18 protein-coding genes and 1 pseudogene are annotated in these 20755 nt (G+C 73.1%); 10 read left to right on the top strand and 9 right to left on the bottom strand.

The features are described from left to right. Positions 1 to 47: 47 nt before the first annotated feature. Positions 48 to 980 carry a hypothetical protein gene (locus ABT247_RS07010; RefSeq protein ID WP_350739159.1) on the top strand — a complete coding sequence of 311 codons (933 nt, stop codon included), beginning with the start codon at positions 48 to 50 and terminating at the stop codon, positions 978 to 980. Between the two features lie 234 nt (positions 981 to 1214). Here the strand turns inward: ABT247_RS07010 and ABT247_RS07005 are convergent, their stop codons facing one another. After that, a complete protein-coding gene (locus ABT247_RS07005; protein ID WP_350739157.1) occupies positions 1215 to 2144 on the bottom strand; it encodes a pentapeptide repeat-containing protein in 930 nt (309 codons plus the stop codon). A gap of 130 nt (positions 2145 to 2274) precedes the next feature. On the opposite strand from ABT247_RS07005, the gene ABT247_RS07000 reads away from it, so the two are divergent. Continuing rightward, complete coding sequence (locus ABT247_RS07000) at positions 2275 to 2937, top strand: GNAT family N-acetyltransferase (RefSeq protein WP_350739154.1); 663 nt, start codon at positions 2275 to 2277, stop codon at positions 2935 to 2937. Positions 2938 to 2999: 62 nt separating this feature from the next. Here ABT247_RS07000 and ABT247_RS06995 read toward each other — a convergent pair whose 3' ends face one another. Continuing rightward, positions 3000 to 3821, bottom strand: coding sequence for an SGNH/GDSL hydrolase family protein (locus ABT247_RS06995; RefSeq protein ID WP_350739150.1), 822 nt, complete (start codon positions 3819 to 3821; stop codon positions 3000 to 3002). Between the two features lie 332 nt (positions 3822 to 4153). After that, a pseudogene (locus ABT247_RS06990) lies at positions 4154 to 4507 on the bottom strand (winged helix-turn-helix transcriptional regulator); the annotation flags it as partial. Positions 4508 to 4604: 97 nt separating this feature from the next. Here ABT247_RS06990 and ABT247_RS06985 point away from each other — a divergent pair. Together ABT247_RS06985 and ABT247_RS06980 are read left to right on the top strand one after the other, a co-directional pair. Next, the gene (locus ABT247_RS06985) at positions 4605 to 5819 is read left to right on the top strand and encodes a pyridoxal phosphate-dependent aminotransferase (RefSeq protein ID WP_350739147.1); all 1215 of its coding nucleotides are present in this window, start codon (positions 4605 to 4607) and stop codon (positions 5817 to 5819) included. Between the two features lie 97 nt (positions 5820 to 5916). Further along, the gene (locus ABT247_RS06980) at positions 5917 to 6249 is read left to right on the top strand and encodes a YnfA family protein (protein ID WP_350739145.1); all 333 of its coding nucleotides are present in this window, start codon (positions 5917 to 5919) and stop codon (positions 6247 to 6249) included. A gap of 96 nt (positions 6250 to 6345) precedes the next feature. Here the strand turns inward: ABT247_RS06980 and ABT247_RS06975 are convergent, their stop codons facing one another. The 3 genes from ABT247_RS06975 to ABT247_RS06965 form a co-directional block, all read right to left on the bottom strand. Further along, positions 6346 to 8013: a purple acid phosphatase family protein gene (locus ABT247_RS06975; protein ID WP_350739142.1), complete on the bottom strand. Its 1668-nt coding sequence runs from the start codon at positions 8011 to 8013 to the stop codon at positions 6346 to 6348. A gap of 332 nt (positions 8014 to 8345) precedes the next feature. After that, a complete protein-coding gene (locus tag ABT247_RS06970) occupies positions 8346 to 8600 on the bottom strand; it encodes a hypothetical protein (protein ID WP_350739139.1) in 255 nt (84 codons plus the stop codon). A gap of 165 nt (positions 8601 to 8765) precedes the next feature. Then, on the bottom strand, positions 8766 to 9182 hold the full coding sequence (locus ABT247_RS06965) for a (2Fe-2S) ferredoxin domain-containing protein (protein WP_350739136.1): 417 nt from the start codon (positions 9180 to 9182) through the stop codon (positions 8766 to 8768). A 200-nt stretch (positions 9183 to 9382) separates the two neighbouring features. Here ABT247_RS06965 and lepB point away from each other — a divergent pair, with 200 nt between their 5' ends. Together lepB and ABT247_RS06955 are read left to right on the top strand one after the other, a co-directional pair. Then, positions 9383 to 10042: a signal peptidase I gene (gene lepB, locus ABT247_RS06960; protein ID WP_350739134.1), complete on the top strand. Its 660-nt coding sequence runs from the start codon at positions 9383 to 9385 to the stop codon at positions 10040 to 10042. Continuing rightward, a complete protein-coding gene (locus ABT247_RS06955; RefSeq protein ID WP_350739131.1) occupies positions 10039 to 11073 on the top strand; it encodes an AraC family transcriptional regulator in 1035 nt (344 codons plus the stop codon). The genes lepB and ABT247_RS06955 overlap by 4 nt, the downstream gene beginning before the upstream one ends. A 156-nt stretch (positions 11074 to 11229) precedes the next feature. Here the strand turns inward: ABT247_RS06955 and ABT247_RS06950 are convergent, their stop codons facing one another. After that, on the bottom strand, positions 11230 to 12885 hold the full coding sequence (locus ABT247_RS06950; protein WP_350739127.1) for an FAD-binding dehydrogenase: 1656 nt from the start codon (positions 12883 to 12885) through the stop codon (positions 11230 to 11232). Between the two features lie 318 nt (positions 12886 to 13203). Between ABT247_RS06950 and ABT247_RS06945 the strand changes: the two genes are divergently transcribed. Continuing rightward, positions 13204 to 14142, top strand: coding sequence for an SGNH/GDSL hydrolase family protein (locus ABT247_RS06945; RefSeq protein WP_350739124.1), 939 nt, complete (start codon positions 13204 to 13206; stop codon positions 14140 to 14142). A gap of 112 nt (positions 14143 to 14254) precedes the next feature. Here ABT247_RS06945 and nicT read toward each other — a convergent pair whose 3' ends face one another. Continuing rightward, on the bottom strand, positions 14255 to 15370 hold the full coding sequence (nicT, locus tag ABT247_RS06940) for a Nickel transporter NicT (protein ID WP_350739121.1): 1116 nt from the start codon (positions 15368 to 15370) through the stop codon (positions 14255 to 14257). 328 nt (positions 15371 to 15698) lie between these two features. On the opposite strand from nicT, the gene ABT247_RS06935 reads away from it, so the two are divergent. The 3 genes from ABT247_RS06935 (at position 15699) to ABT247_RS06925 (ending at position 19278) form a co-directional block, all read left to right on the top strand. Next, complete coding sequence (locus ABT247_RS06935; protein WP_350739118.1) at positions 15699 to 17549, top strand: CocE/NonD family hydrolase; 1851 nt, start codon at positions 15699 to 15701, stop codon at positions 17547 to 17549. A gap of 69 nt (positions 17550 to 17618) precedes the next feature. After that, a complete protein-coding gene (locus tag ABT247_RS06930; RefSeq protein ID WP_350739115.1) occupies positions 17619 to 18314 on the top strand; it encodes an aspartate/glutamate racemase family protein in 696 nt (231 codons plus the stop codon). Between the two features lie 193 nt (positions 18315 to 18507). After that, positions 18508 to 19278, top strand: a complete 771-nt coding sequence (locus ABT247_RS06925) for an alpha/beta hydrolase family protein (protein WP_350739112.1) — start codon at positions 18508 to 18510, stop codon at positions 19276 to 19278. Between the two features lie 8 nt (positions 19279 to 19286). On the opposite strand, the gene ABT247_RS06920 is transcribed toward ABT247_RS06925, so the two are convergent. Beyond that, positions 19287 to 20483 carry an IS110 family RNA-guided transposase gene (locus ABT247_RS06920; protein ID WP_502892397.1) on the bottom strand — a complete coding sequence of 399 codons (1197 nt, stop codon included), beginning with the start codon at positions 20481 to 20483 and terminating at the stop codon, positions 19287 to 19289. Positions 20484 to 20755 lie beyond the last annotated feature (272 nt).

Below are 20755 nucleotides of genomic sequence, written 5' to 3'. Positions count from 1 at the left end.
CCTCGACAGCACCGGCATCCGGGTGCTGCGATCGCGAGGGGGCTGCGGTGCCGACGGTCAGTGAACTGCAGAAGGTCTGGAGGCTGCCCGCTGCCGATCGTTGGGCAGGGTGGCGCCCGCTGTGGTGGACGGCCGGGCCCACAGGAGAGCTCGCTGTTCTGCTGGTGCATCGACGACACCTCCGCCGAAGCCGCCACGTCAAGGGCTGGGTCGGATGGAGGCCCGACCTCCCGTTCGACGGGGTGCTGGTGACCCGCCGGACGGACGGATCGGTGGAGCGCCGACTGGTGACGGACATACCGGAACACCCCAGTCACATCGCGCTCCTCCCTGGTTCGCGCCTTCTCATGGCGAGCGGTCGCACGTTCAGGGATGACGCGGGGCTTTGGCCTCCGAACGCCGTCGTGCGATCCCCAGAGGACCACCAGGAGAGCAGCTTCTGCATCGGTGACGACATACCCGTTCTGACGACCGATCGTGGTGGGTCGATCTGGACGGCCTACGGTGACGAAGGGATCTACGGTGGCCACCCGGAGTCGGCAGCGGGCCTTGCCGGCTGGAGTGCCGACGGCCAGGCGACGTGGGTGCCGGGAGGCCGACTTCCTGATGCGCCCTTGGAAGGCTGCACCTCCGCCACCGAAGGAGACCGCGTGTGGCTGGTCTGGTACTCCGGCACAAGCCGTGGGGGCACGTTCCTGACACGGATCACGCCCTCCACGGATGAGGTGACCAGCTGGCGCAGCCCCGTGGCCGCCCCGGACGGGTTCGCCGTGCGCGGCAGTCGTGCGGTCCTGACCAAGCGCGATCACAACCGTCGGTCGATCGAGGTGGTCCGGGCCGAGCTGGTCGGCACTGGCTGGAGCGTGACCGACCGGCGAAAGATCCGAGTTCCCGGCCGCGTGGTCATGCACTGCGGGCAGGGGCGTGACGGCTCTCTGTGGCTTCGTGCCGGCGACACCTGGCTTCGTATCGACGCCTGACGCGGATCGAGCGACGACGCAGGTCAGGAGCGCCGGGCCGGCTTCGCGGCCTCGCGGCCCCCCGGCGCCTGCGGCCCGGCCCTCGACGCGCACGAGCTGCTGCCGAGCAGGCGTTCCAGAACGGCCGGAGGCATTCGGCACTCAGGCCGGGGAGAGCCGCACACGGCGGGCTCCGGAGGCCGGCCCCGATCACCCGCTCCGATCACCCGCGCGAACCCCTGCGGATCGACACGGCTAGCGACGGCGCCCCCGGGCCGGTCGGGGGCCGTGGGGCCGGCCCGTTCCGCGCGGCTTGCGCGGGGCGGCGGGGGCCGCCGGGGCGGCGGTCTCCGGCCAGTGGGCGGGGCGGGTGAGGGTGGGCGGCAGGAGGGTGGAGGCGTCGCCGCGGGCGGCGTTGAGCTGGGCCTGGGTGAGGAAGAGCGCCGAGGTGAGGTCGGCGCCGGTGAGGTCGGCGTCCCGCAGGTCGGCACCGATCAGGTCGGCGAGGCGCAGGTCGGCGCCGGAGAGGTCGGCGGCGACCAGCAGGGCGCCGCGCAGGTTGGCGCCGCGCAGGTCGGCGCCGCGCAGGCGGGCCCCGAAGAGGTCGGCGCCGCGGTGCTCGCGACGGCGGGGGACGGCTTCGCGGACGAGTTCGCCGGCGCGCAGCAGCAGCTCGCTGACCCGCCGGCGGTGGGCGGGCACGTCGACGGCGAGGATCTCCTCGGGGGTGCCGCCGGCCAGCCGGTCGGTCTCCTCCAGGGCCTGCCGCAGTTCGGCGTGGACGGAGCGGGCGGGCTCGAAGGTGAGTGCCTCGGTGAGGTACCAGAGCAGTTCGTGGAGCTGCCGCACGATCGGGAACACGTCGAACATCGACCGGGCGGCGGCCGGCTCCTCGCGCCAGCTGACCCCGCCGAAGGTGACCTGGGAGACCCGCTGCCCGGCGCCGAAGCAGTCGTAGACGGTGCAGCCCTGGAAGCCGCTGTCGCGCAGCCGGGCGTGGATGCCGCAGCTGAAGTCGGTCCGCAGGTTGCGGCAGGGGGTGCCGGCGGCCTTGTCGACGGCGAAGTCGGCGGTGGCGGCGAAGGGCAGGGCGACGCAGCAGAGCCCGAAGCAGCTTCGGCAGTCGGAGTTCAGCGGGGTCGGCGCGGCCGCCGTCGGGTCCTGCGGCGACTCGGTCTCGCGCACGTTCCGGGTTCCTTCCACCTGCCGGGCGCCGCTCCGGCGCCGTGGACCAGAAATCCTACTGGGCAGGAGCACCCTCACCTCGGTAAGGTGCGCAGAGGCAGTGTGACCATTACGTAACGGAGGAGGGGCGATGTCGCAGCCGAGCATCACCGAGCTGGTCCGGATGTGGATCAGCGGCTGGATCGTCTCCCGGGGCGCCGCCGATCCGGTGGAGCAGCCCTGGGGCTGGAGCATCGACGTGGGCGCGCCGACCGGGGAGGTGGCCCGGCACGTGGTGCCCGAGCCGACCGAGGCCGAGGTCCGCAAGCTCGCCGAGGGCATCACCGCGCCCACCACCTGGCTGAAGCTGTTCGCCGATGACGCCACCGTGCGCCCCTGGCTGGGCCCGCGCTGGCGGCTGGACGTGACGGGCTTCCTGATGACCGTCCCGCTCGCTCCGGAGCAGCCCGGGCTCCCGCCCGGCTACACCCTGACCACCTGGACCAGGGGCGGGGTCGTGCGCGCACTGGTGCGCACCGAGGACGGCCGGCCGGCTGCCCGGGGCCAGGCGGGACTGGCCGGCCCGGTGGCCGTACCGGACCAGATCGTGACGGACCCCGACCACCGCCGCCGGGGCCTGGGCTCGGTGGTGATGCGGTCCCTCCAGGCCACCGCGTACGGGGCCGGCGCCCGCACCGGCGTGCTGGTCGGCACGGCGGACGGGCAGGCGCTCTACACCGCGCTGGGCTGGACCACCCATTCCCGGATGGCGAGCCTGGTGCTGGACGGGGACAGCCCGGCCGAGGACCAGTAGCGCGTCGGCGGGCCGAGGGGGCCGGCGGATCCAGGAGGCCGGCGGACCGGCGGACCGGCGGACTAGCGGTACGGCAGCAGCTCGGGCCGCTTCGGCGGGCGGCCGTCGCCGGAGGAGCGGCCGGTCAGGCGGCGGCCGATCCACGGGCCGAGGTGGGTGCGCAGCCAGCGGGCGTCGGAGCGCAGCTTCTCGGCGCGGCCGGGCGGGGTGGCGGCGGGCATCGGGGCGCGCCAGTCGAAGGCGGCGGGGCGGCCGAGGGCTTCGAGCACGCCCTCGGCGACCCGGCGGTGGCCCTCCGGGGACAGGTGCAGGCGGTCCTCGGCCCAGAGCCGGCGGTCGTCGAAGCAGGGCGCCGAGAAGAGGTCGACCACGGTGATGCCGTCCTGCTGCCCGAGTTCCTGCACGAAGGCCTTCATCCGCAGGATGGCGGGGAGCAGCCGGGCGCTGCCCGCCAGTCGGCGGGTGGGATCGGTGCTGGTGAACAGGACGACGGTGGCGCCGGTGGCGCGCAGGCCGGTGGCGCAGCGGCCGAGCAGCCGCTCGACCCGGGCGATGTCGCAGCCCGGACGCAGCACGTCGTTGAAGCCGCCGGCCAGGGTGACCAGGTCGGCGCCCATGGCGGCGGCGGGGGCGAGCTGCTCGTCGTGGATCTGGCCGATGAGTTTGCCGCGGACGGCGAGGTTGGCGTACCGGAAGGCCCCGTCCGCCGGCCCCACCCGCTCTTCACGGCCCACCCGCTGCGCGTGCTCGGCGGCGAGCGCCGAGGCGACCCGGTCGGCCCAGCCGCGGTAGTGGCCGTCGGGCAGCAGCTCGTCGCACATGCCCTCGGTGAAGGAGTCCCCGACGGCGACGTAACTGGCGTAGCTGCGGTGGGTGGTGGGCACGGCTGCCTCCGCTCTCCTGAGTTCGGCCCCGAGGTGGCTCCGCGGTCCGACGATCGTACGTGTGCGCCCGGCGGGCCAGTGCGCCGGGGCCCGGCCCGCAGGGGCCGTGCACGCAGGAGACGGGTACGCAGGAGACGGGTACCCAGGGGGCGGGTACCCAGGGCCGGGTCGGGCAGCGGCCCGGCGCTCATCGCGCGTCCAGTGCCCGTTTACCGGTCCGCGCCATCCTTGGGTCCGGGGCGGCGGTCGGCGACGGGGGCCTTGCCGCCGCCCTCCCTCCCCGGAGCCGTTCACCCCGTGACGGCCGCCTCCCGCGCGGCGCCGGCGGTCGTGTACCAGTGCTCGCGGACCGCGTCGGTGGGCCGCTGTTCGCCGAGGGCGCCCAGCCCCCACTCCCCCAGGGCCTCGATCACCGGCCGCAGTCCGCGTCCGCGTTCGGTCAGCTCGTAGACCGTCGCGCTGGCCGGCCGCTCCAGCTTGCGGCGGACGGCGAGCCCCTCGCCCTCCAGCTGCTTGAGCCGGGCGGCGAGGATGTCGGTGGAGACGCCGGGCAGGTCGGCGTGGAGGTCGGTGTAGCGGCGCGGCCCGCCGAGGAGTTCACGGACGATCAGGAGGCTCCAGCGCTCCCCCACCGCGTCCAGGGCGCGGGCGACGGCGCAGTACTGGTCGTAGCTTCGGCGTGACATGTGGATCAGCATAGCCAAGAGGTTGGACTTTCCAAGTGCCAGCTTGGTAGAACAAAGCAGCAGCGACGGAGCGGTGGTGACGGTCGGGAGGCCGCAGATGGAGTTTCGGCAGTCCAGCAAGCTGAATGACGTGTGCTACGAGATCCGGGGCCCGGTGGTCGACCAGGCCAACGCCCTGGAGGAGGCCGGGCACAGCGTGCTGCGGCTGAACACCGGCAACCCGGCCCCGTTCGGCTTCGAGGCGCCCGAGGAGATCATCCAGGACATCATCCGCAACCTCCCCGCCGCGCACGGCTACAGCGACTCGCGCGGCATCCTGCCGGCCCGGCGCGCGGTGGTGCAGTACTACCAGCAGCGCGGGGTCCAGGGCGTCACCGTGAACGACGTCTACCTCGGCAACGGCGTCTCCGAGCTGATCCAGATGGCCGTCACCGCGCTGGTGGACGACGGCGACGAGGTGCTCGTGCCGATGCCCGACTACCCGCTGTGGACGGCGTCGGTCCGGCTGGCCGGCGGCAAGGCCGTGCACTACCTGTGCGACGAGGAGGCCGAGTGGTACCCGGACCTCGACGACATCGCCGCCAAGATCACCGCCCGCACCAAGGCGATCGTGGTCATCAACCCCAACAACCCCACCGGCGCGGTCTACCCGAGGGAACTGCTGGAGGGCATCCTCGACCTCGCCCGCCGCCACCAGCTGATGGTGCTGGCCGACGAGATCTACGACAAGATCCTCTACGACGGCACCGAGCACCACTGCCTGGCCGCCCTCGCCGACGACGTGCTCACCCTCACCTTCAACGGCCTCTCCAAGGCCTACCGGGTGGCCGGCTTCCGCAGCGGCTGGCTGGTCGTCTCCGGCCCCAAGCAGCACGCCACCGACTACCTGGAGGGCCTGACCATGCTCTCCGGCATGCGGCTGTGCCCCAACGTGCCCGCCCAGTACGCCGTCCAGGCGGCGCTCGGCGGCCACCAGTCCATCAACGACCTGGTGCTGCCCGGCGGCCGGCTCACCGAGCAGCGCGACATCGCGGTCAAGGCGCTCAACGAGATCCCCGGCGTCAGCTGCGTCAAGCCCAAGGGCGCCCTGTACGCCTTCGCGAAGCTCGACCCGGCGGTGCACCGGATCGTCGACGACGAGCGGTTCGTGCTGGACCTGCTGCTGCGCGAGAAGATCCACGTCGTCCAGGGCACCGGCTTCAACTGGCCCCGCCCGGACCACTTCCGCTTCGTCACCCTGCCGCGCGCCGACGACCTGGAGACGGCGATCAACCGGATCGGGCGCTTCCTGGCGACGTACCGGCAGACCTGAGCACGCACCCCGGGGCACGCACGCCGGGCACACGCCGGGCCACGCATCCGAGGCGTGCACCCGGGGCACGCACGCCGGGCACGTACGCTGGGCAGTCATGACCGTCCTGCGTTCCGCCGCCCTGTTCGCCCTCGCCGCAGTCGCCGAGATCGGCGGCTGCTGGCTGGTCTGGCAGAGCGTGCGCGAGCAACGGCCCTGGTGGCTGGCCGGGTTCGGGGTGGTGGCGCTCGGCGCGTACGGCTTCGTGGCGGCGCTGCAGCCGGACAGCCACTTCGGGCGGGTGCTGGCCGCGTACGGCGGGGTGTTCGTCGCCGGTTCGCTGCTCTGGGGCATGGCGGTGGACGGCTTCCGGCCGTCCCGCTACGACGTGCTGGGCGCGTTGATCTGCCTGGCCGGGGTCGCGGTGATCATGTACGGTCCGCGGCGCTGAACGCACCGGTGCCCCGGCGTCGGAGGACCCGACGCCGGGGCACCGTCACGACCGCCGGGGCACCGTCACGCCCCCGGGCACCCCGCGACCCCGGGACTACCAGCCCCAGCCGCCGCCCTCGCCGTCGTCGTCCCGGCCGGAGTCCCAGCCCTCGCCGACCGCGCGCAGGATGGTGTAGTTGTCGATCTGCCGGCCGTCCTCGGTCAGCGCGGTGACCTTCATGGACGACTTGCGGCCCAGCTGGGCCGGGGTCACGTCGACCTTGATGAACGAGTAGCCGGTGTAGCGCACCCGCGACCACTGGATGGTCTCGGGGGTCTTCACCCGGCCCTTGCTCCAGTAGTAGGTCGTGACCTCGTCCTGGTGGTTCTCGTGGCCCTCGTAGGTGTCCGGCACGTCGAACTTGTACAGGCTGCGGCCGGCCGCGCCCGCGGTCACGTACACCACGCCGTCCTTCTCGGGCTCGATGGTGGCGCCGCTCGGCACCTGCTTCGAGACCTTGTTGCCGAGGATGGCGTCGGTGCGCTCGTAGATGTGGTTGTGGCCGTTGATGACCAGGTCCACCCGGTACTTCTCGAACAGCGGCACCCAGGCCTCGCGGACACCGCCCTCGGAGGCGTGGGCGACGGTCGTGGAGAAGGCGCAGTGGTGGAAGAAGACCACGATGAAGTCGACGGTCTCGTCGCCGCGCAGGTCCTTGAGGGTGCGCTCCAGCCACTTGGTCTGCTTGCCCGCCGAGACGCCCAGGTTGGCCGGGATCTCGTAGGAGACGTCGTTGGCGTCGAGGGAGATGACGCCGACGTTCTTGTAACGGAAGGTGTAGACGCCGGGGACCTTGCGCGGGTCCGGGCCGTTGTCCGGCAGGTAGAAGCGGGTGTTCTCGCCGCCGTAGCCGTTGGGCGAGTACCAGGCCTCGATGTCGTGGTTGCCGTAGGCGACCATCCACGGGATCTCGGCGGCGACCGTCTCGGTCTGGACCAGGAAGTCGTCCCAGGTCCTGGCGTTGTAGACGGACTTGTCCGGGTCGGTGCCGGAGCCGGCCGGGTCGGCGTAGCAGATGTCGCCGGCGTGCAGGTGGAAGGCCGGCTTCTGCGCCTTGATGATGTGGTCGTTGCCCGCCGCGTGCGAGCTGACGCCCTGGTCGCCGAAGGCGGTGAAGGTGAACGGCTCGTACACCTTGCCCCAGCGGTGGTCTCGCGAGGGCGCGGTGCGGAAGGTGTGCAGCGTGGAGATCTGCTGCTGGGAGGCCGGGTCGAAGCCCTCGTGGCCGACACCGTAGTAGTAGGTGGTGTCGGGCTGCAGGTCCTCCAGCGCCACGTGCAGGTAGTACTGGTCCACCGGCTGGCTGTTCGGGGTCAGCGCCGGGGTGTGCAGGGCGCGGACCTCGGCCTGGATCTTGTGGCTGAGCTCCCACGGGTGCTTGCCGAAGCGCAGGAACGGCTTCTTGACCGGCGCCGGGACCTGCCAGGAGATGCGGAACTGGGTGTCCGGCTCGGGGCCGAACTGGAGGTGGCGTCCGATCGGCGCGACCAGCGAGCCGTCGATGCCGTCCGTCGTGCCGCCCGTCAGCAGCTGCGGCCCGGCCGGGGCCGCGACGGCCGGGCCGCTGCCCAGCGCGCCGCCGACGGCGATGGCGCCCACGGTCACGGCGCCGGCGCGCAGCATCCGACGGCGGGAGAAGCGGGCCCGCAGGTACTCGTGCTGCTCGGCCATGCTCATGCGGTCGGCAAGCTTGGCCGGCACGCCCATGTTGGGGATATCCATGCGCGGGACTCTGTCAGCGGCGCGTTGACCCCACACGGACGTTCGGTGAACGGGCGTCAGCGCGTCGCCCATTCGAACACCAACGTTCGACCATGGTTCGGTAAAGAACGCGTCTGCGCCGGGTCGACGCCGGATCATGGGCGCCGCTCAGCGACGGCCTGACCGTGCGTCGCGTCGCACGGCCGGCGGCGGGAGCGGCGGGCGCGGGCGCCGTACCGACGGTGTGCCGGCGGCGTGCGAGCGGCGTGCCGGTGGCGTGCCGGCGCCAGGACCCGGCGTGGCGTCGTGCCGTGCCGTGCCGTGCCGTCTGCGTCGTGCCGCGCCCGTGCCGTTCAGGCCGACGGCTCGTCCCAGTGGGTTGCGGCCCGGTCCCCGGTGCCGTCGCAGGTGCGGCAGATCTCGTCCCGGTAGGCCTGCTTGGCGCCGGTCGCGTCCACCCGGTAGCGGACGTACACGCCGGTGCCGTTGCAGAGGAAGCAGTTGCCGCCCCCGCCGCCCACCTCGGTGGTACCGGTGCCCTGGCAGGTACGGCAGTTGAGGCCGGCGGTGCGGCCGGTGCCCGCGCAGATGCGGCAGACCGTCGTCATCGTCTTCCTCCCTTTGCGCGGAACCGCTCGATGCACCGGTCATGGTAGTGGTCCGGCCCCACCGGCGCCCTGGGCCGGACGACCTGACGGGTCGCCACGACCGGAGGGCCAGGGGCCGTCCTCGAACCCCGGCTGCGGGCGGGCGACGGGGCTTGACGACGGACCCTAGTCCGGCAGCGCCTCGCGCACCCTGCGGGAGACCGAGATCAGCTGGAGGTCGAGAAGCCCGGGCGGATCGGCCAGGCCCGGGCCGCCGGCCCGCACCCAGGCGGCGATGTCGTCGATCATCTCGTCCATCAGGACGAAGCCGAGCCAGACCGGGCGGCCGCCCGCCGCCCGGCCCTCGCTGGAGGGGCCGACCACCACCACGTTGGACTGGGAGCACACGTCGAGGCACTTCACCGCCCGGACCCGGCCCGCCGGGCCCACCGCCGCCCGCAGCCGCTCGTACTGCCCGGCGTGGTCCACCCCCGGGTGCTTCGCCTCGGTGCCGCAGCAGCAGCCGCGGCAGACGGTCACGGTGACCGGGGAACCGCCCCCGGACCGGCGGTCACGGTCGCGGTCGCGCTCTCGGCGGCTCATCGGCCCTGCTCCCCCTCCTGGTCGGCGAGCCCCGTCGACGGCACGCTCTGCACCGGAACTGTACCCGCCGCCCCGGGCGCCCCCGCCGGGCCCCGGCGCCCCTCATTAGGATGCCCAGGGCCCCGAGCCGACGCGGGCGGTCCACCACTCGGGGCGGTCGACCGCTCGGGGCGGTTCACGAGGAAGGGACGGACGGACGGATGCCGAAGCGGAGGGCCGTGGGCCTGTGGTTCGCGGTGGCCGTGGGAGCGCTCGGGATCCTCTGCGGGGCGCTCGGTCTCGCGGTGGTCCTCACCGGCGGCTACGCGCTCCACCGGATGGACGGCACCGCGATGGCACCGGGGCTCCGGCAGGGCGACCGGATGCTGACGGACCGGGTCGCGGCCGCCGACGTCCGGCGCGGCGAGGTCTACGTCGTCGACTCCCCGTGGGGCTCCTCCTCCGCCGTCGTCTCCCGTGTGATGGCCCTCGGCGGGGACCGGATCACCTGCGCCGGCGGCCAGTTCACCCTCGACGGCAAGCCGGTCGCCGAGCCGGACGTCCGGCGGACCGGCACCTGCTCCCACGACTTCGACGTCACCGTTCCCCCCGGCCGGGCCTTCCTGATGGGCGACCGGCGCGACCAGGCGGTCGACTCCCGGCAGCGGACCGACGACGGTCAGCAGGGCACCGTCGACCTCGCCGAGCTCACCACGGGCCGGGTGGTCTGGCACTCCGGCCCCGACTCCCCCGCCCTCCCCGGCAAGCTGATCGGGGCGGCGGCGCTGCTGGTGCTCGGGGCCCTGCTCGCCCTGGCGGGGCTGGTCGCCTCGGTGGTCCTCGCATCCTTCGCGATCGTCCGGCGCCGGGCGGCGGCGTGACCCACCCGGCGCACCCGGCGCACCCGTCGCACCAAGCGCACTCAGCGGACCCGGCCGAGCCGGACGACGGCACGCCCGGACCCGTTGCGCTGTACCGCGGCAGCTGCCTCGACGAACTGCGCCGGATCGTGAGCGGACGGCTCTCCTCGCACCACCTGACCGTGCCGGGGAGGCAGCAGCCGGCCGGCTGCTTCCGGGTCTACCACGAGGGCGGGATCGGGTTCTACGACCTCTCCTACGGCGCGGAGGTCCGACTGCGCACCGAGGAGCTGCCCGACTTCTACAGCGTCATCCTGCCCTTCACCGGGGGTCTGCGGGTCCGGGCGAACGGCGTCGAACTGCCCGGCGCGCCGTTCGTCGCCGGGCCCGGGGACCAGGTCGCGATGGAGTGGGACAGCCGGGCCCGCAACGGCGCGCTCGCGGTGCGGCGCGAGACGGTCGAGCAGGCGCTCGCGGTCCGTCTCGGCGACCTCCCCCGGCAGCCGCCGCGGTTCCGCCACCACCTCGACCCGGCCGACCCGGCCGTCCTCGCCTGGGTCCGACTGGCCCGGCAGTTCGCGGAGTTCGCCGTCTCGCCACTCGCCCAGCGGTCTCCCCTGGGTCTGCAGCACTTCGAGAAGCTGCTCGTCGACGGCCTGCTGGACGCCCAGCCGCACTCCTTCAGCGGGCCGTCGGCGGACGGCGCCCGCGCGGTGCTGCCGAGCGCCCTGCGGCGGGCCACCGCGTACTGCGACGAGCACGCGCACGAGCCGATCTCCGTCGGCGACATCGCCCAGGCCGCCCGGGTCGGGACCCGCGCACTGCGGGAGGGATTCCGGACCCACCTGGGCACCACCCCGCTCGCCTACCTGCGGGAGGTCCGGCTCGAACGGGTCCACCGCGAGCTGCTCGCCATCGCCGACGGCCGGGCGAGCGGCACCGTCACCGAGGTCGCCTGCCGCTGGGGCTTCACCCACCTCGGCCGGTTCAGCGCGGCCTACCGCCGCACCTTCGGGCACCCGCCCTCGCGGACGGTGGGCCGCGGAGCCTGACGGGCCGGCGGGGCTATCCGGAAAGGTGCTCCGGCACCGCCGCGATGTGGATAGGCGCCGGGGGCACGGCCCGGGCACGGTTGGTGGTGAGCGGCGGCGGTGCGCCCCCGACGGGGGAGAGGGCGCACCGCCCTTCCGCACCGCCCGCGAGGCCCGTCACGCCACCGCCTCCGCCGCCGCCCGGCCCGCCGTGCGTCCCGAGAACAGGCAGCCGCCGAGGAAGGTGCCCTCCAGCGACCGGTAGCCGTGGACTCCCCCGCCGCCGAAGCCGGCCGCCTCGCCGGCCGCGTAGACGCCGGGCAGCGGCTCGCCGTCCGGGCGCAGCACCCGCGCGGACAGGTCGGTCTGCAGGCCGCCGAGCGACTTGCGGGTCAGGACGCTGAGCCGGACGGCGATCAGCGGGGCGGCGGCCGGGTCGAGGATGCGGTGCGGGGCGACGGTGCGGACGAGCTTGTCGCCGAGGTAGCGGCGGGCGCCGTGGATGGCGGTGACCTGGAGGTCCTTGGCGAAGGGGTTGGCCACCTGCCGGTCGCGGTCCTCGACGGTGCGGCGCAGCTCGTACGGGTCGATCAGCGGTTCGCGGGTCTTGGCGTTCATGCCCCGGGCGAGGTCGGCGAGGTTGCCGGCGACGACGAAGTCCGGGCCGTGCCGCAGGTGCGCCCGGACCGGTCCGGGGGCGCCGGGCAGTGCCCGTCCGAGCACGCCGCGCACGGACCTGCCCGTCAGGTCGGGGTTCTGTTCCGAGCCGGAGAGGGTGAACTCCTTCTCGATGATCCGCTGGTTGAGCACGAACCAGGTGTGCTGGTGCCCGCTCGCCATGATGTGTTCGAGGGTGCCGAGGGTGTCGAAGCCGGGGAAGAGCGGGACGGGCAGCCGGTTGCCGCGGGCGTCCAGCCAGAGCGAGGAGGGGCCGGGCAGGATGCGGATGCCGTGCCGGGCCCAGATCGGGTCCCAGTTCTCGATGCCCTCGGTGTAGTGCCACATCCGGTCGCCGTTGACCAGGTTGGCGCCGGCCCGCGCGGTGATCCCGAGCATCAGGCCGTCGACGTGCGCGGGAACGCCGGAGAGCAGCTTGGCGGGCGGGGTGCCGAGCCGGGCGGGCCACGCCTGGCGGACCAGGTCGTGGTTGCCGCCGATGCCGCCGGAGGCCACGATCACGGCCTGGGCGCGCAGTTCGAAGCTCCCGGCGACCTCGCGGGAGCTGGCTTCGCCGCGACCGGCCGGGCTGGGGACCAGCACCTCCCCGGTGACGGTGTCGGGCACGCCCGCGGTGGCGGTCAGCCCGGTGACCCGGTGCCGGAAGCGCAGGTCGACCAGTCCCCGGGCGGCGGCGGAGCGGACCCGCCGGACGAAGGGGGCGAGCAGTCCGGGCCCGGTGCCCCAGGTGATGTGGAAGCGCGGCACCGAGTTGCCGGGCCCGTCGGCGAGGAAGCCGCCGCGCTCGGCCCAGCCGACCACCGGGAAGAACCGCACGCCCATGCGGTGCAGCCAGGAGCGCTTCTCGCCGGCGGCGAAGTCGACGTAGGCCTCGGCCCAGCGGCGCGGCCAGGCGTCCTCGGGCCGGTCGAAGCCGGCGGTGCCGAGCCAGTCCTGGAGGGCGAGGGCGTGGGAGTCGCGGATGCGCATCCGGCGCTGCTCGGGCGAGTCGACCAGGAAGAGGCCGCCGAAGGACCAGTGCGCCTGGCCGCCGAACGAGGCGGCAGGCTCCTGGTCGAGCAGGATCACCTTCCGTCCGGCGTCGGCGAGTTCGGCGGTGGCGGCCAGGCCGGCGAGTCCCGCTCCGATGACGATGACGTCGGCGTCCAGGGCCATTGCGCAGTCCTCCGTCGCGGCTGTTCGGTGTGCGCCGATAGTGCGGCCTGGGGTGACGCCCGGTCAACCGGCCGGTAACAAGCGTGTCCGCGAATTCCGCTCCACGGCGTTTCGAAAACACCTCCGATACGCGGTGGAGCGGAATTCGAAATGTCACCCGGTGCCAGCTGACGGAATTTCGGCGATTTCCGTCGGAACCATGGACGTGCGCGAAACCTGGCAGTAACTTACCTGCGAGTAGCTGCGGCCCGGCTCGGCACGACCCCCACCCGTCGAACCACCTCCCCCACCCGTCGTTTCTCTCCCCCAGGAGGAACCGTGCTCCGCCCTGCCCGGAATTCCCGGCGACTCCGCAATTCCACCGCGCTCGCCGCGGTCGCCCTCGGCGCGGCCCTCGCGCTCACCTCGACCACCGCCCAGGCCGCCACCGCGGCGCCGAAGCACTACGTGGCCCTCGGCGACTCCTACGCGGCGGGTGCCGGCGTGCCCGGCCAGTCGGCCGGCCTGTGCCTGCGCTCCGACCGCAACTACGGCCACCTGGTCGCCGCCGCACTCAAGGCCGGCACCTACACCGACGTCACCTGTTCGGCCGCCAAGGTCAAGGCCATGACCCAGCCGCAGTACGACGCCTTCATCCGGGTCAACGACCCCCAGCTGGACTCGGTGACCGGCGACACCGACCTGGTGACCCTCGGCATCGGCGGCAACGACCTCGCCGCCAGCGACCTCGGCCTCGGCGAGCTGGTCGCCACCTGCATCGCCGGTGCGGTGGTCAACCCGACCGGCACCCCCTGCAAGGACGTCTACCACCACGGCTACTGGGACTGGAGCACCTGGTCCTGGCAGTACGGCAACGACGACCTGGCCGAGCGGATCACCACCACGATCGCCCCGCAGATCGCCACCACCCTCCGGCAGATCCACGCCAAGGCGCCCAAGGCCAAGGTGCTGCTGGTCGGCTACCCGTCCGTACTGCCCGCCGACGGCTCCAGCTGCGTGCTGCGCCAGCCCGTGACGCCGGGCGACGTCGAGTACATGTACGGCGTGCTCAACGAGCTGAACGCCGCCCTCAGGTCCACCGCGGCGGCGAACGGCGCGACGTACGTGGACACCGCGACGCCCACCGCCGGGCACGACGTCTGCTCCGACGACCGCTGGATCGAGGGCGCGCTGCCCGGCTCGCCCGCGGTGCCGTTCCACCCCAACGCGACCGGCGAGAAGGCGATGGCCGACGCGGTGCTGGCCGCCCTGCGGTAGCGCGGGCCAGCACCGGCCGGGCGAAGCCCGGAACGGCGCTGCGCGGACGCCGGAAGCCCCGAGGGACCGGTGACCATACCCCGGTCACCGGCCCCTCGGTCGTCCCGACGGATCACTCCGACTCGGCCGCGGCCAGCCCCGCCGACCACTTCTCCTCGACCTTGCCGAACTTCCAGAACGCGATCGCCCCGATCCAGGTCAGCACGAACAGGCCGACGATCGCGTAGCCGACGAAGTTGAGGTCCAGCTCGCCGATCCAGGCGATCGGGCCGCTGGTGATGTCCAGCTTCTCGCCGACCAGCCCGATCAGCTCGACCAGGCTGATGACCAGCGCGACCAGCACCGAAAGGCCGGTGACGGTCAGGTTGTAGTAGATCTTGCGGACCGGCTTGGAGAACGCCCACTCGTACGCGAAGTTCATGAACGAACCGTCGATGGTGTCCAGCAGGCTCATCCCGGCCGCGAACAGGATCGGCAGCGTCAGCAGCGCGTACCAGGGCAGCGAGAACGCCGCCGCGCCGCCGGCCAGCACCAGCAGCGACACCTCGGTGGCGGTGTCGAAGCCCAGGCCGAACAGCAGGCCCACCGGGTACATGTGCCAGGGCTTGGTGACCGCCCGGGTGACCCTGCCGAGGACCCGGTTCATCAGCCCGCGCCGCTCCAGCTGGCGCTCCAACTCGGCCTCGTCGTACTCGCCCTGGCGCATCCGGCGGAACACCCCGAGGATGCCGTTGAACGCGCCCAGGTTGATCAGGCCCAGCAGCAGCAGGAAGGTGCCGGAGACGGTCGTGCCGATCAGGCCGGTCATCCGGTGCAGCGTCGAGTCGTCCGCCTCCACCTCGTCGGCGAGCGAGCGGATGCCGAAGGCGAGCAGCGCGCAGAGGCCGAAGACGATCGAGGAGTGCCCCAGCGAGAACCAGAAGCCGACCGACAGCGGCCGCTTGCCCTGGCCCATCAGCTTGCGGGTGGTGTTGTCGATCGCCGCGATGTGGTCCGCGTCGAAGGCGTGCCGCATCCCGAGGGTGTAGGCGGTCAGGCCCATGCCCGCGCCGAAGACCTGGCCGCCGACGTCGTAGCGCTCGGGCGCGACCATGGCCAGCAGCGTGAACCAGCCGACGACGTGCAGCACCAGGATGAAACCGCCCATCCCGGCCAGGCGCGTCCACTCCTCACGGGTGAGCCGGTCTCGCCATCTGACGGGCGGGGCACCTGCGGCGGCGCTGGACATCCGGTGGTCCTCTCGGGTGGTGCGGGCGGAGCTGGGCCATCTTTCCCCCCTCGGGCGAGCAGTTGCAAGTCATGCGCAATTACGGACCGGTCTCGTGCCCTGCCGCACGGGCCCCCGGAACCCCGCCACCGCACGGCACTCGTCCGTCCGGTCCTGATCCGTACTGGTTCGAAGTGGTTCGCAGTGGTTCGCTCCTGTTCACACCGGCTCGCCAGGAAATCCGCCGCTTCCCCCCTTACTGTCGGAATGCCGACGCCCGCGACGCCGTCCCCGAACGCGCCGCGGGGCCACGCGGTGCTCACCGGCCCGGGACCCGATGGGAGCGGCCATGCCGTCCTACCCCTTCCACACCACCCGCGAGGACGTCCGCATCCCGCTGCCCGACGGCACCCGGCTGGCCGCCCGGCTGTGGCGCCCGACCGGCGACGAGCCCGTCCCGGCCCTGCTGGAGTACTCGGCCGACCGCCTCTCCGACCGCACCGTCGCCGAGGACGCCCGGCGCCACCCCTGGTACGCCGGCCACGGCTACGCCGCCGTCCGGGTCGACACCCGCGGCCACGGCAACTCCGACGGCCTGCCCGGTGAGCCCGGCGACGAGCAGGACCTCGCCGACGGCGCCGCCGTCATCGACTGGATCGCCCGCCGCCCCTGGTGCAACGGCCGGCTCGGCCTGCTCGGCACCGGCGCCGCCGCCACCAACGCGCTGCGCCTCGCCGCCCGCAGCCCGGACACCGTGGGCGCCGTGGTCGCCGCCTGCCCCGAGGGCGGCCACCGGCTCGGCGGCGCCCTCCTCGCCGCCGACCTCCACACCCGGCTCACCGCCCTGGTCGCCGACGCCGCGCTCCCGCCGGACCCGCGGCACACCGGGGACGCCTGGCGGTCCGCCTGGCTCACCCGGCTGGAGTCGCTGGAACCCCCGGTCGACCGCTGGCTCGCCGCCGGGGACACCACCGTGCCGGTCTCCGTCCCGGTGTTCGCGGTCGCCGGCTGGGGCGATCCGTCCTGCTCCTTCGTCCTGCGCCTGCTGGCCGAGTCCCCCACCGCGCACGCCGTCCTCGGCCCCTGGCCGCACGGCCTGCCCGAGGCCGCCCTGCCCGAGACGCTGCGCTGGTGGGACCACTGGCTGCGCGGCGCCGACACCGGCGCCCTCAAGGCGCCGGCCCTGCGGAGCTGGATCGGCACCCGGTGGACCGGCGAGGACAGCTGGCCCTCACCCGACGTGCGCGAGATCCACTACCAGCTGGACGGCCAGCTGCGCACCGCCGGCACCTCCGCCGACGACCGCTACGTCCACGTCCGCTCCCCGCAGCACACCGGCCTCAACGCCGGCGCCTACGTCCCGCGCGGCCGCCCCGCCGACCAGCCGCCGGACCAGCGCGAGGAGGACGGCCGCTCCGTCTGCTTCGACTCCCAGCCGCTGCCGGAGCCGCTCGAACTGCTCGGCATCCCGACGGTGCGGCTGCGGCTGCGCTCCCGCGAGGGCGGCGGGCCCGTCCAGCTGGTCGCCCGGCTCTGCGAGGCCGCCCCGGACGGCACCTCGCGGCTGCTCACCCGGGGCGTGCTGACGGCCGCCGGCCCGGACGCCGAGATCGAGCTCGCTGCCTTCGCGGCCACCGTCCCGGCCGGGCACCGGTTGCGGCTCGCCCTGTCCTCCGTCTACTGGCCGTGGGTGTGGCCGCCCGCCGACGACACCGGCTACGCCGTCGACCCGTCGCGCTCCACGCTCAGCCTGCCCGTGCGCCACCTCGCCGCGGACGTCGGCGCCCCGCCCGTCGCCTTCGAGCCGCCCGCACTGCCCGACCCGCCGGACATCCACCTCACCGAGCCGCTCACCGCCCGGCCCGAACACCTCACGGTGCACGACATCGGCCGCCACGAGTGGCGCACCGAACTCTCCCCCGCCGGCGGCGGCACCCGCACCCACCCCGACGGCCTGGTCCGCGACGAGCAGACCGTCACCGCCTACCGCGTCCTCACCGGCGCCCCGCTGAGCGCCCAGGCCCGTACGGACCACGCGGTGCGGCTGGAGCGGCCGGACATCGGCTGGGACGTCACGGTGCAGACCCGCACCCAACTGCGGTGCGATGCCGAGCACTTCATCAGCGTGGTGCAGCTGCGGGCGCTGGAGGCCGGGTCGGTGGTGTTCACCCGGGAGTGGCAGCACCGGGTGGCGAGGTAGGCCTGGGGAAGGTCATAGCTTCGCTTATAGGGTTGCCACTTCGCCTTCCATCGGCTTATAAATCTGCCCATGCGAACCCTCGGTCTGATCGGCGGCATGAGCTGGGAATCCACCGCCGAGTACTACCGCCTGCTGAACGAGCTCACCCGCGACCGGCTCGGCGGCCTGCACTCCGCCCGCCTGGTGCTCCACTCGGTCGACTTCGCCGAGATCGAGCGGTTGCAGACCGCCGGGCGCTGGGAGGAGGCCGGGTCGGTCCTGGCCCGCGCGGCCCGCTCGCTGGAGGCAGCCGGCGCCGACCTCCTGCTGATCTGCACCAACACCATGCACAAGGTCGCCGACCAGGTCGCGGCGGCGGTCTCGGTCCCGCTGCTGCACCTGGCCGACGCCACCGCGCAGGCCGTCCGGGCGGCGGGCGTCCGGCGGGTGGGGCTGCTGGGGACGGCCTTCACGATGGAACAGGACTTCTACCGGGGGCGCTTGGCCTCCCACGGCCTGGAGGTCCTGGTGCCGGAAGAGGACGCGCGCGCCCTGGTGCACCGGGTGATCTACGAGGAACTGTGCGTCGGGATCGTCCGGGAGGAGTCCCGGGCGGCGTACCGGCGGGTGATCGGGGACCTGGTGGCAGCGGGCGCGGAGGGCGTGATCCTCGGCTGCACCGAGATCGAACTGCTGGTGCGGCCCGAGGACAGCCCCGTCGCGGTGTTCCCGACCACTCGTCTGCATGCGGAGGCGGCCGTGGCCGCGGCACTTGACGGCGAGTGAGGGGAAAAGGGCTTGCGCCCGGGGGCGTTCGCCCTGCATGATCTTCCCGACCGCGAAAGAGAACGAGGAGGTGAGCCCCGTGAACGCAGTATCGATGTGGGTGCTCCCCCTCTCCGCGACGGTCGGGCGATAGACGTAGGTGTCCGCCGGGAGCCCCTGAACACATGTGGGCATTCCCGAAAGGCAACACGCTATGTACTCTCTCCAGTTCACCTCTGAGTCGACCTCGAACGGCATCCGCGAGCGCGACTTCACCCTGAACGGCGACTCCGACCTCCCCGGCGTCCCCGGAGTCCTCTGGTCGCCGGCCACCGGCGCCGACCGCGCACCGCTGGTCCTGATGGCCCACGGCGGCGGCAACCACAAGAAGCACCCGGCGATGTCGGGCCGGGCCCGCCTCCTGGTGCAGGGCTGCGGCTTCCACGTCGCCGTCCTCGACGCGCCCGGCCACGGCGACCGGCCGCGCACGGCGCACGACGAGGCCGAGATCGCCGAGTTGTTCCGGGCCCGCGCGGCGGGCGAGCCGGAAGGCCCGATCGTCGTCCGCTACAACGCCCACCTGGCTGATCTCGCGGTGCCCGAGTACCGGGCCACCCTGGACGCCCTCCAGGAGCTCCCCGAGATCGGCACCGACGGCCCCGTGGGCTTCTGGGGCATCAACATGGGCACCGCGATCGGCGTACCGTTCGTGGCGGCCGAACCCCGGGTCACCGCGGCCGTCTTCGGCCAGCACTGGCCCCACGTCCTGGCCGAGCAGGCGAAGCGGATCACCATCCCGATCGAGTTCGACCTGCAGTGGGACGACGAGCACATCTCCCGCGAGGAGGGCCTCGCACTGTTCGACGCCTTCGCCTCGACGGAGAAGTCCCTGCACGTCAACTCCGGCCGGCACAAGGAGCTGCCCCGCTTCGAGGCCGACAGCGCCGTCCGGTTCCTCGCCCGCCACCTGACCCGGGCTTCCTAATGTCGTTGTCAAGCGGCCTCGGTGACCGGCGGTGCGACTTGGTAGCACCGCCGGTCACGGATCAGGGCCCACAGGACGTTGACGCGTCGGCGAGCGAGGGCGAGCACGGCCTGGACGTGCTTCTTCCCCTCCGCGCGCTTGCGGTCGTAGAACGTCCGCGAGTTCGGATCGCAGCGGACGCTGACCAGTGCGGAGGTGTAGAACACGCGCTGGAGTCGGCGGTGGTAGGTGACCGGCCGGTGGAGGTTGCCGCTGACCTTGCCCGAGTCCCTCGGCGCGGGCGCGACACCGGCGAAGGCCGCCAGGGCGTCGGGGGAGTCGAATTCGTTCAGGTCGCCGCCGACGGCGGCAAGGAATTCGGCTCCGAGGATCGCCCCGATGCCGGGGACGCTCTGGACTATGTCGGCGAGTTCGTGCTCGCGAAACCGGCCCTCGATGAGCTTGTCGATCTCGGTGATGTGCTCGTTGAGGGTCATCACCTCCTCGGCCAGGGTGTGGACCAGCTTCGCGATGGTCTTCTCCCCGGGGACGGAGGTGTACTGCCGCTCGGCGGCCTCAACTGCCCTTTCAGCAAGGGATCTTGCGTTTCTGACCTTGCGGTTGGCGAGCCACTTGGTCAGCCGCGCGACCCCGGCCCGGCGGATCGCCGCCGGGCTCTGGTAGCCGGTCAGGAGCTTGAGCGGGCCCACGTTGGTCAGGTCCAGGGCTCGTTCCAGGGCCGGGAACATGCCCAGCAGGGTTCCGCGCAGACGGTTGACGGCGCGGGTGCGGTCCTCGACCAGGTCCGCTCGGCGGCCGGTCAGCAGCTTGAGCTCGATGGCGGCCTCGTCGCCGGGGCGGATGGGCCGCAGGTCGCGGCACATCCGGGCCTGGTCGGCGATCACATAGGCGTCGCGGGCGTCGGTCTTGCCCTCGCCGCGGTAGCCGTCGGCGGCCCGGTTCACCAGCCGACCGGGGATGTACAGGACCTCCTGACCGTGGGCGACCAGCAGGCTCAGCAGCAGGGCCGGCTCCCCGCCGGTCATGTCGATCGCCCAGGTCACCTGGCCGCCGCCGGCCAGGGCGAGAACGTCGCCGATCAGCTGCAGCAGCTCGGGCTCGTCGTTGGCGACCCGCCGCGACAGCAGGGTCTTGCCGTCCGTGTCGAGGGCCAGGCCGTGATGGTGGCCCTTGCCGCTGTCGATCCCCGCCCAGATCCGGCTCATCATGCTCCTGACGTGCGTGTTCGTGCTGTTCGTACCACGGACGACCTCGCCGGCATTGCTCTACTCAGCGACTTTCTCGCACTTCCTAATCGGCGGCCGAGTCGTCGTGGGGTGCCGGGAGGCGAAGCCTGGGAAGCCACGAAACGGCAGCCGCCTGATAGCCACACCCAGCACCCCTGGGCGACCCAACCTTACGAGTGGCTCGATCAACCCAGCTCAGAAGGTAGAGCCGTCTGACCCTCCCCCGGGGTGCCCGGGCCACGGCCGTGGCC

The sequence above is a fragment of the Kitasatospora sp. NPDC001539 genome (assembly GCF_040298565.1).
Classification (GTDB): domain Bacteria; phylum Actinomycetota; class Actinomycetes; order Streptomycetales; family Streptomycetaceae; genus Kitasatospora.
Note: the sequence above shows the minus strand (reverse complement) of the source record. Positions and strands in the feature narration are given on the sequence as shown.

Bases quoted from the DNA above. Each gene is read 5' to 3' on its own strand.
- ABT247_RS07000 (WP_350739154.1), top strand. From the start codon at position 2,275: ATGTCGCAGCCGAGCATCACCGAGCTGGTCCGGATGTGGATCAGCGGC.
- ABT247_RS06985 (WP_350739147.1), top strand. From the start codon at position 4,605: ATGGAGTTTCGGCAGTCCAGCAAGCTGAATGACGTGTGCTACGAGATC.
- ABT247_RS06980 (WP_350739145.1), top strand. From the start codon at position 5,917: ATGACCGTCCTGCGTTCCGCCGCCCTGTTCGCCCTCGCCGCAGTCGCC.
- ABT247_RS06975 (WP_350739142.1), bottom strand. From the start codon at position 8,013: ATGGATATCCCCAACATGGGCGTGCCGGCCAAGCTTGCCGACCGCATG.
- ABT247_RS06970 (WP_350739139.1), bottom strand. From the start codon at position 8,600: ATGACGACGGTCTGCCGCATCTGCGCGGGCACCGGCCGCACCGCCGGC.
- ABT247_RS06965 (WP_350739136.1), bottom strand. From the start codon at position 9,182: ATGAGCCGCCGAGAGCGCGACCGCGACCGTGACCGCCGGTCCGGGGGC.
- lepB (WP_350739134.1), top strand. From the start codon at position 9,383: ATGCCGAAGCGGAGGGCCGTGGGCCTGTGGTTCGCGGTGGCCGTGGGA.
- ABT247_RS06950 (WP_350739127.1), bottom strand. From the start codon at position 12,885: ATGGCCCTGGACGCCGACGTCATCGTCATCGGAGCGGGACTCGCCGGC.
- nicT (WP_350739121.1), bottom strand. From the start codon at position 15,370: ATGTCCAGCGCCGCCGCAGGTGCCCCGCCCGTCAGATGGCGAGACCGG.
- ABT247_RS06935 (WP_350739118.1), top strand. From the start codon at position 15,699: ATGCCGTCCTACCCCTTCCACACCACCCGCGAGGACGTCCGCATCCCG.
- ABT247_RS06930 (WP_350739115.1), top strand. From the start codon at position 17,619: ATGCGAACCCTCGGTCTGATCGGCGGCATGAGCTGGGAATCCACCGCC.
- ABT247_RS06925 (WP_350739112.1), top strand. From the start codon at position 18,508: ATGTACTCTCTCCAGTTCACCTCTGAGTCGACCTCGAACGGCATCCGC.
- ABT247_RS06920 (WP_502892397.1), bottom strand. From the start codon at position 20,483: ATGAGCCGGATCTGGGCGGGGATCGACAGCGGCAAGGGCCACCATCAC.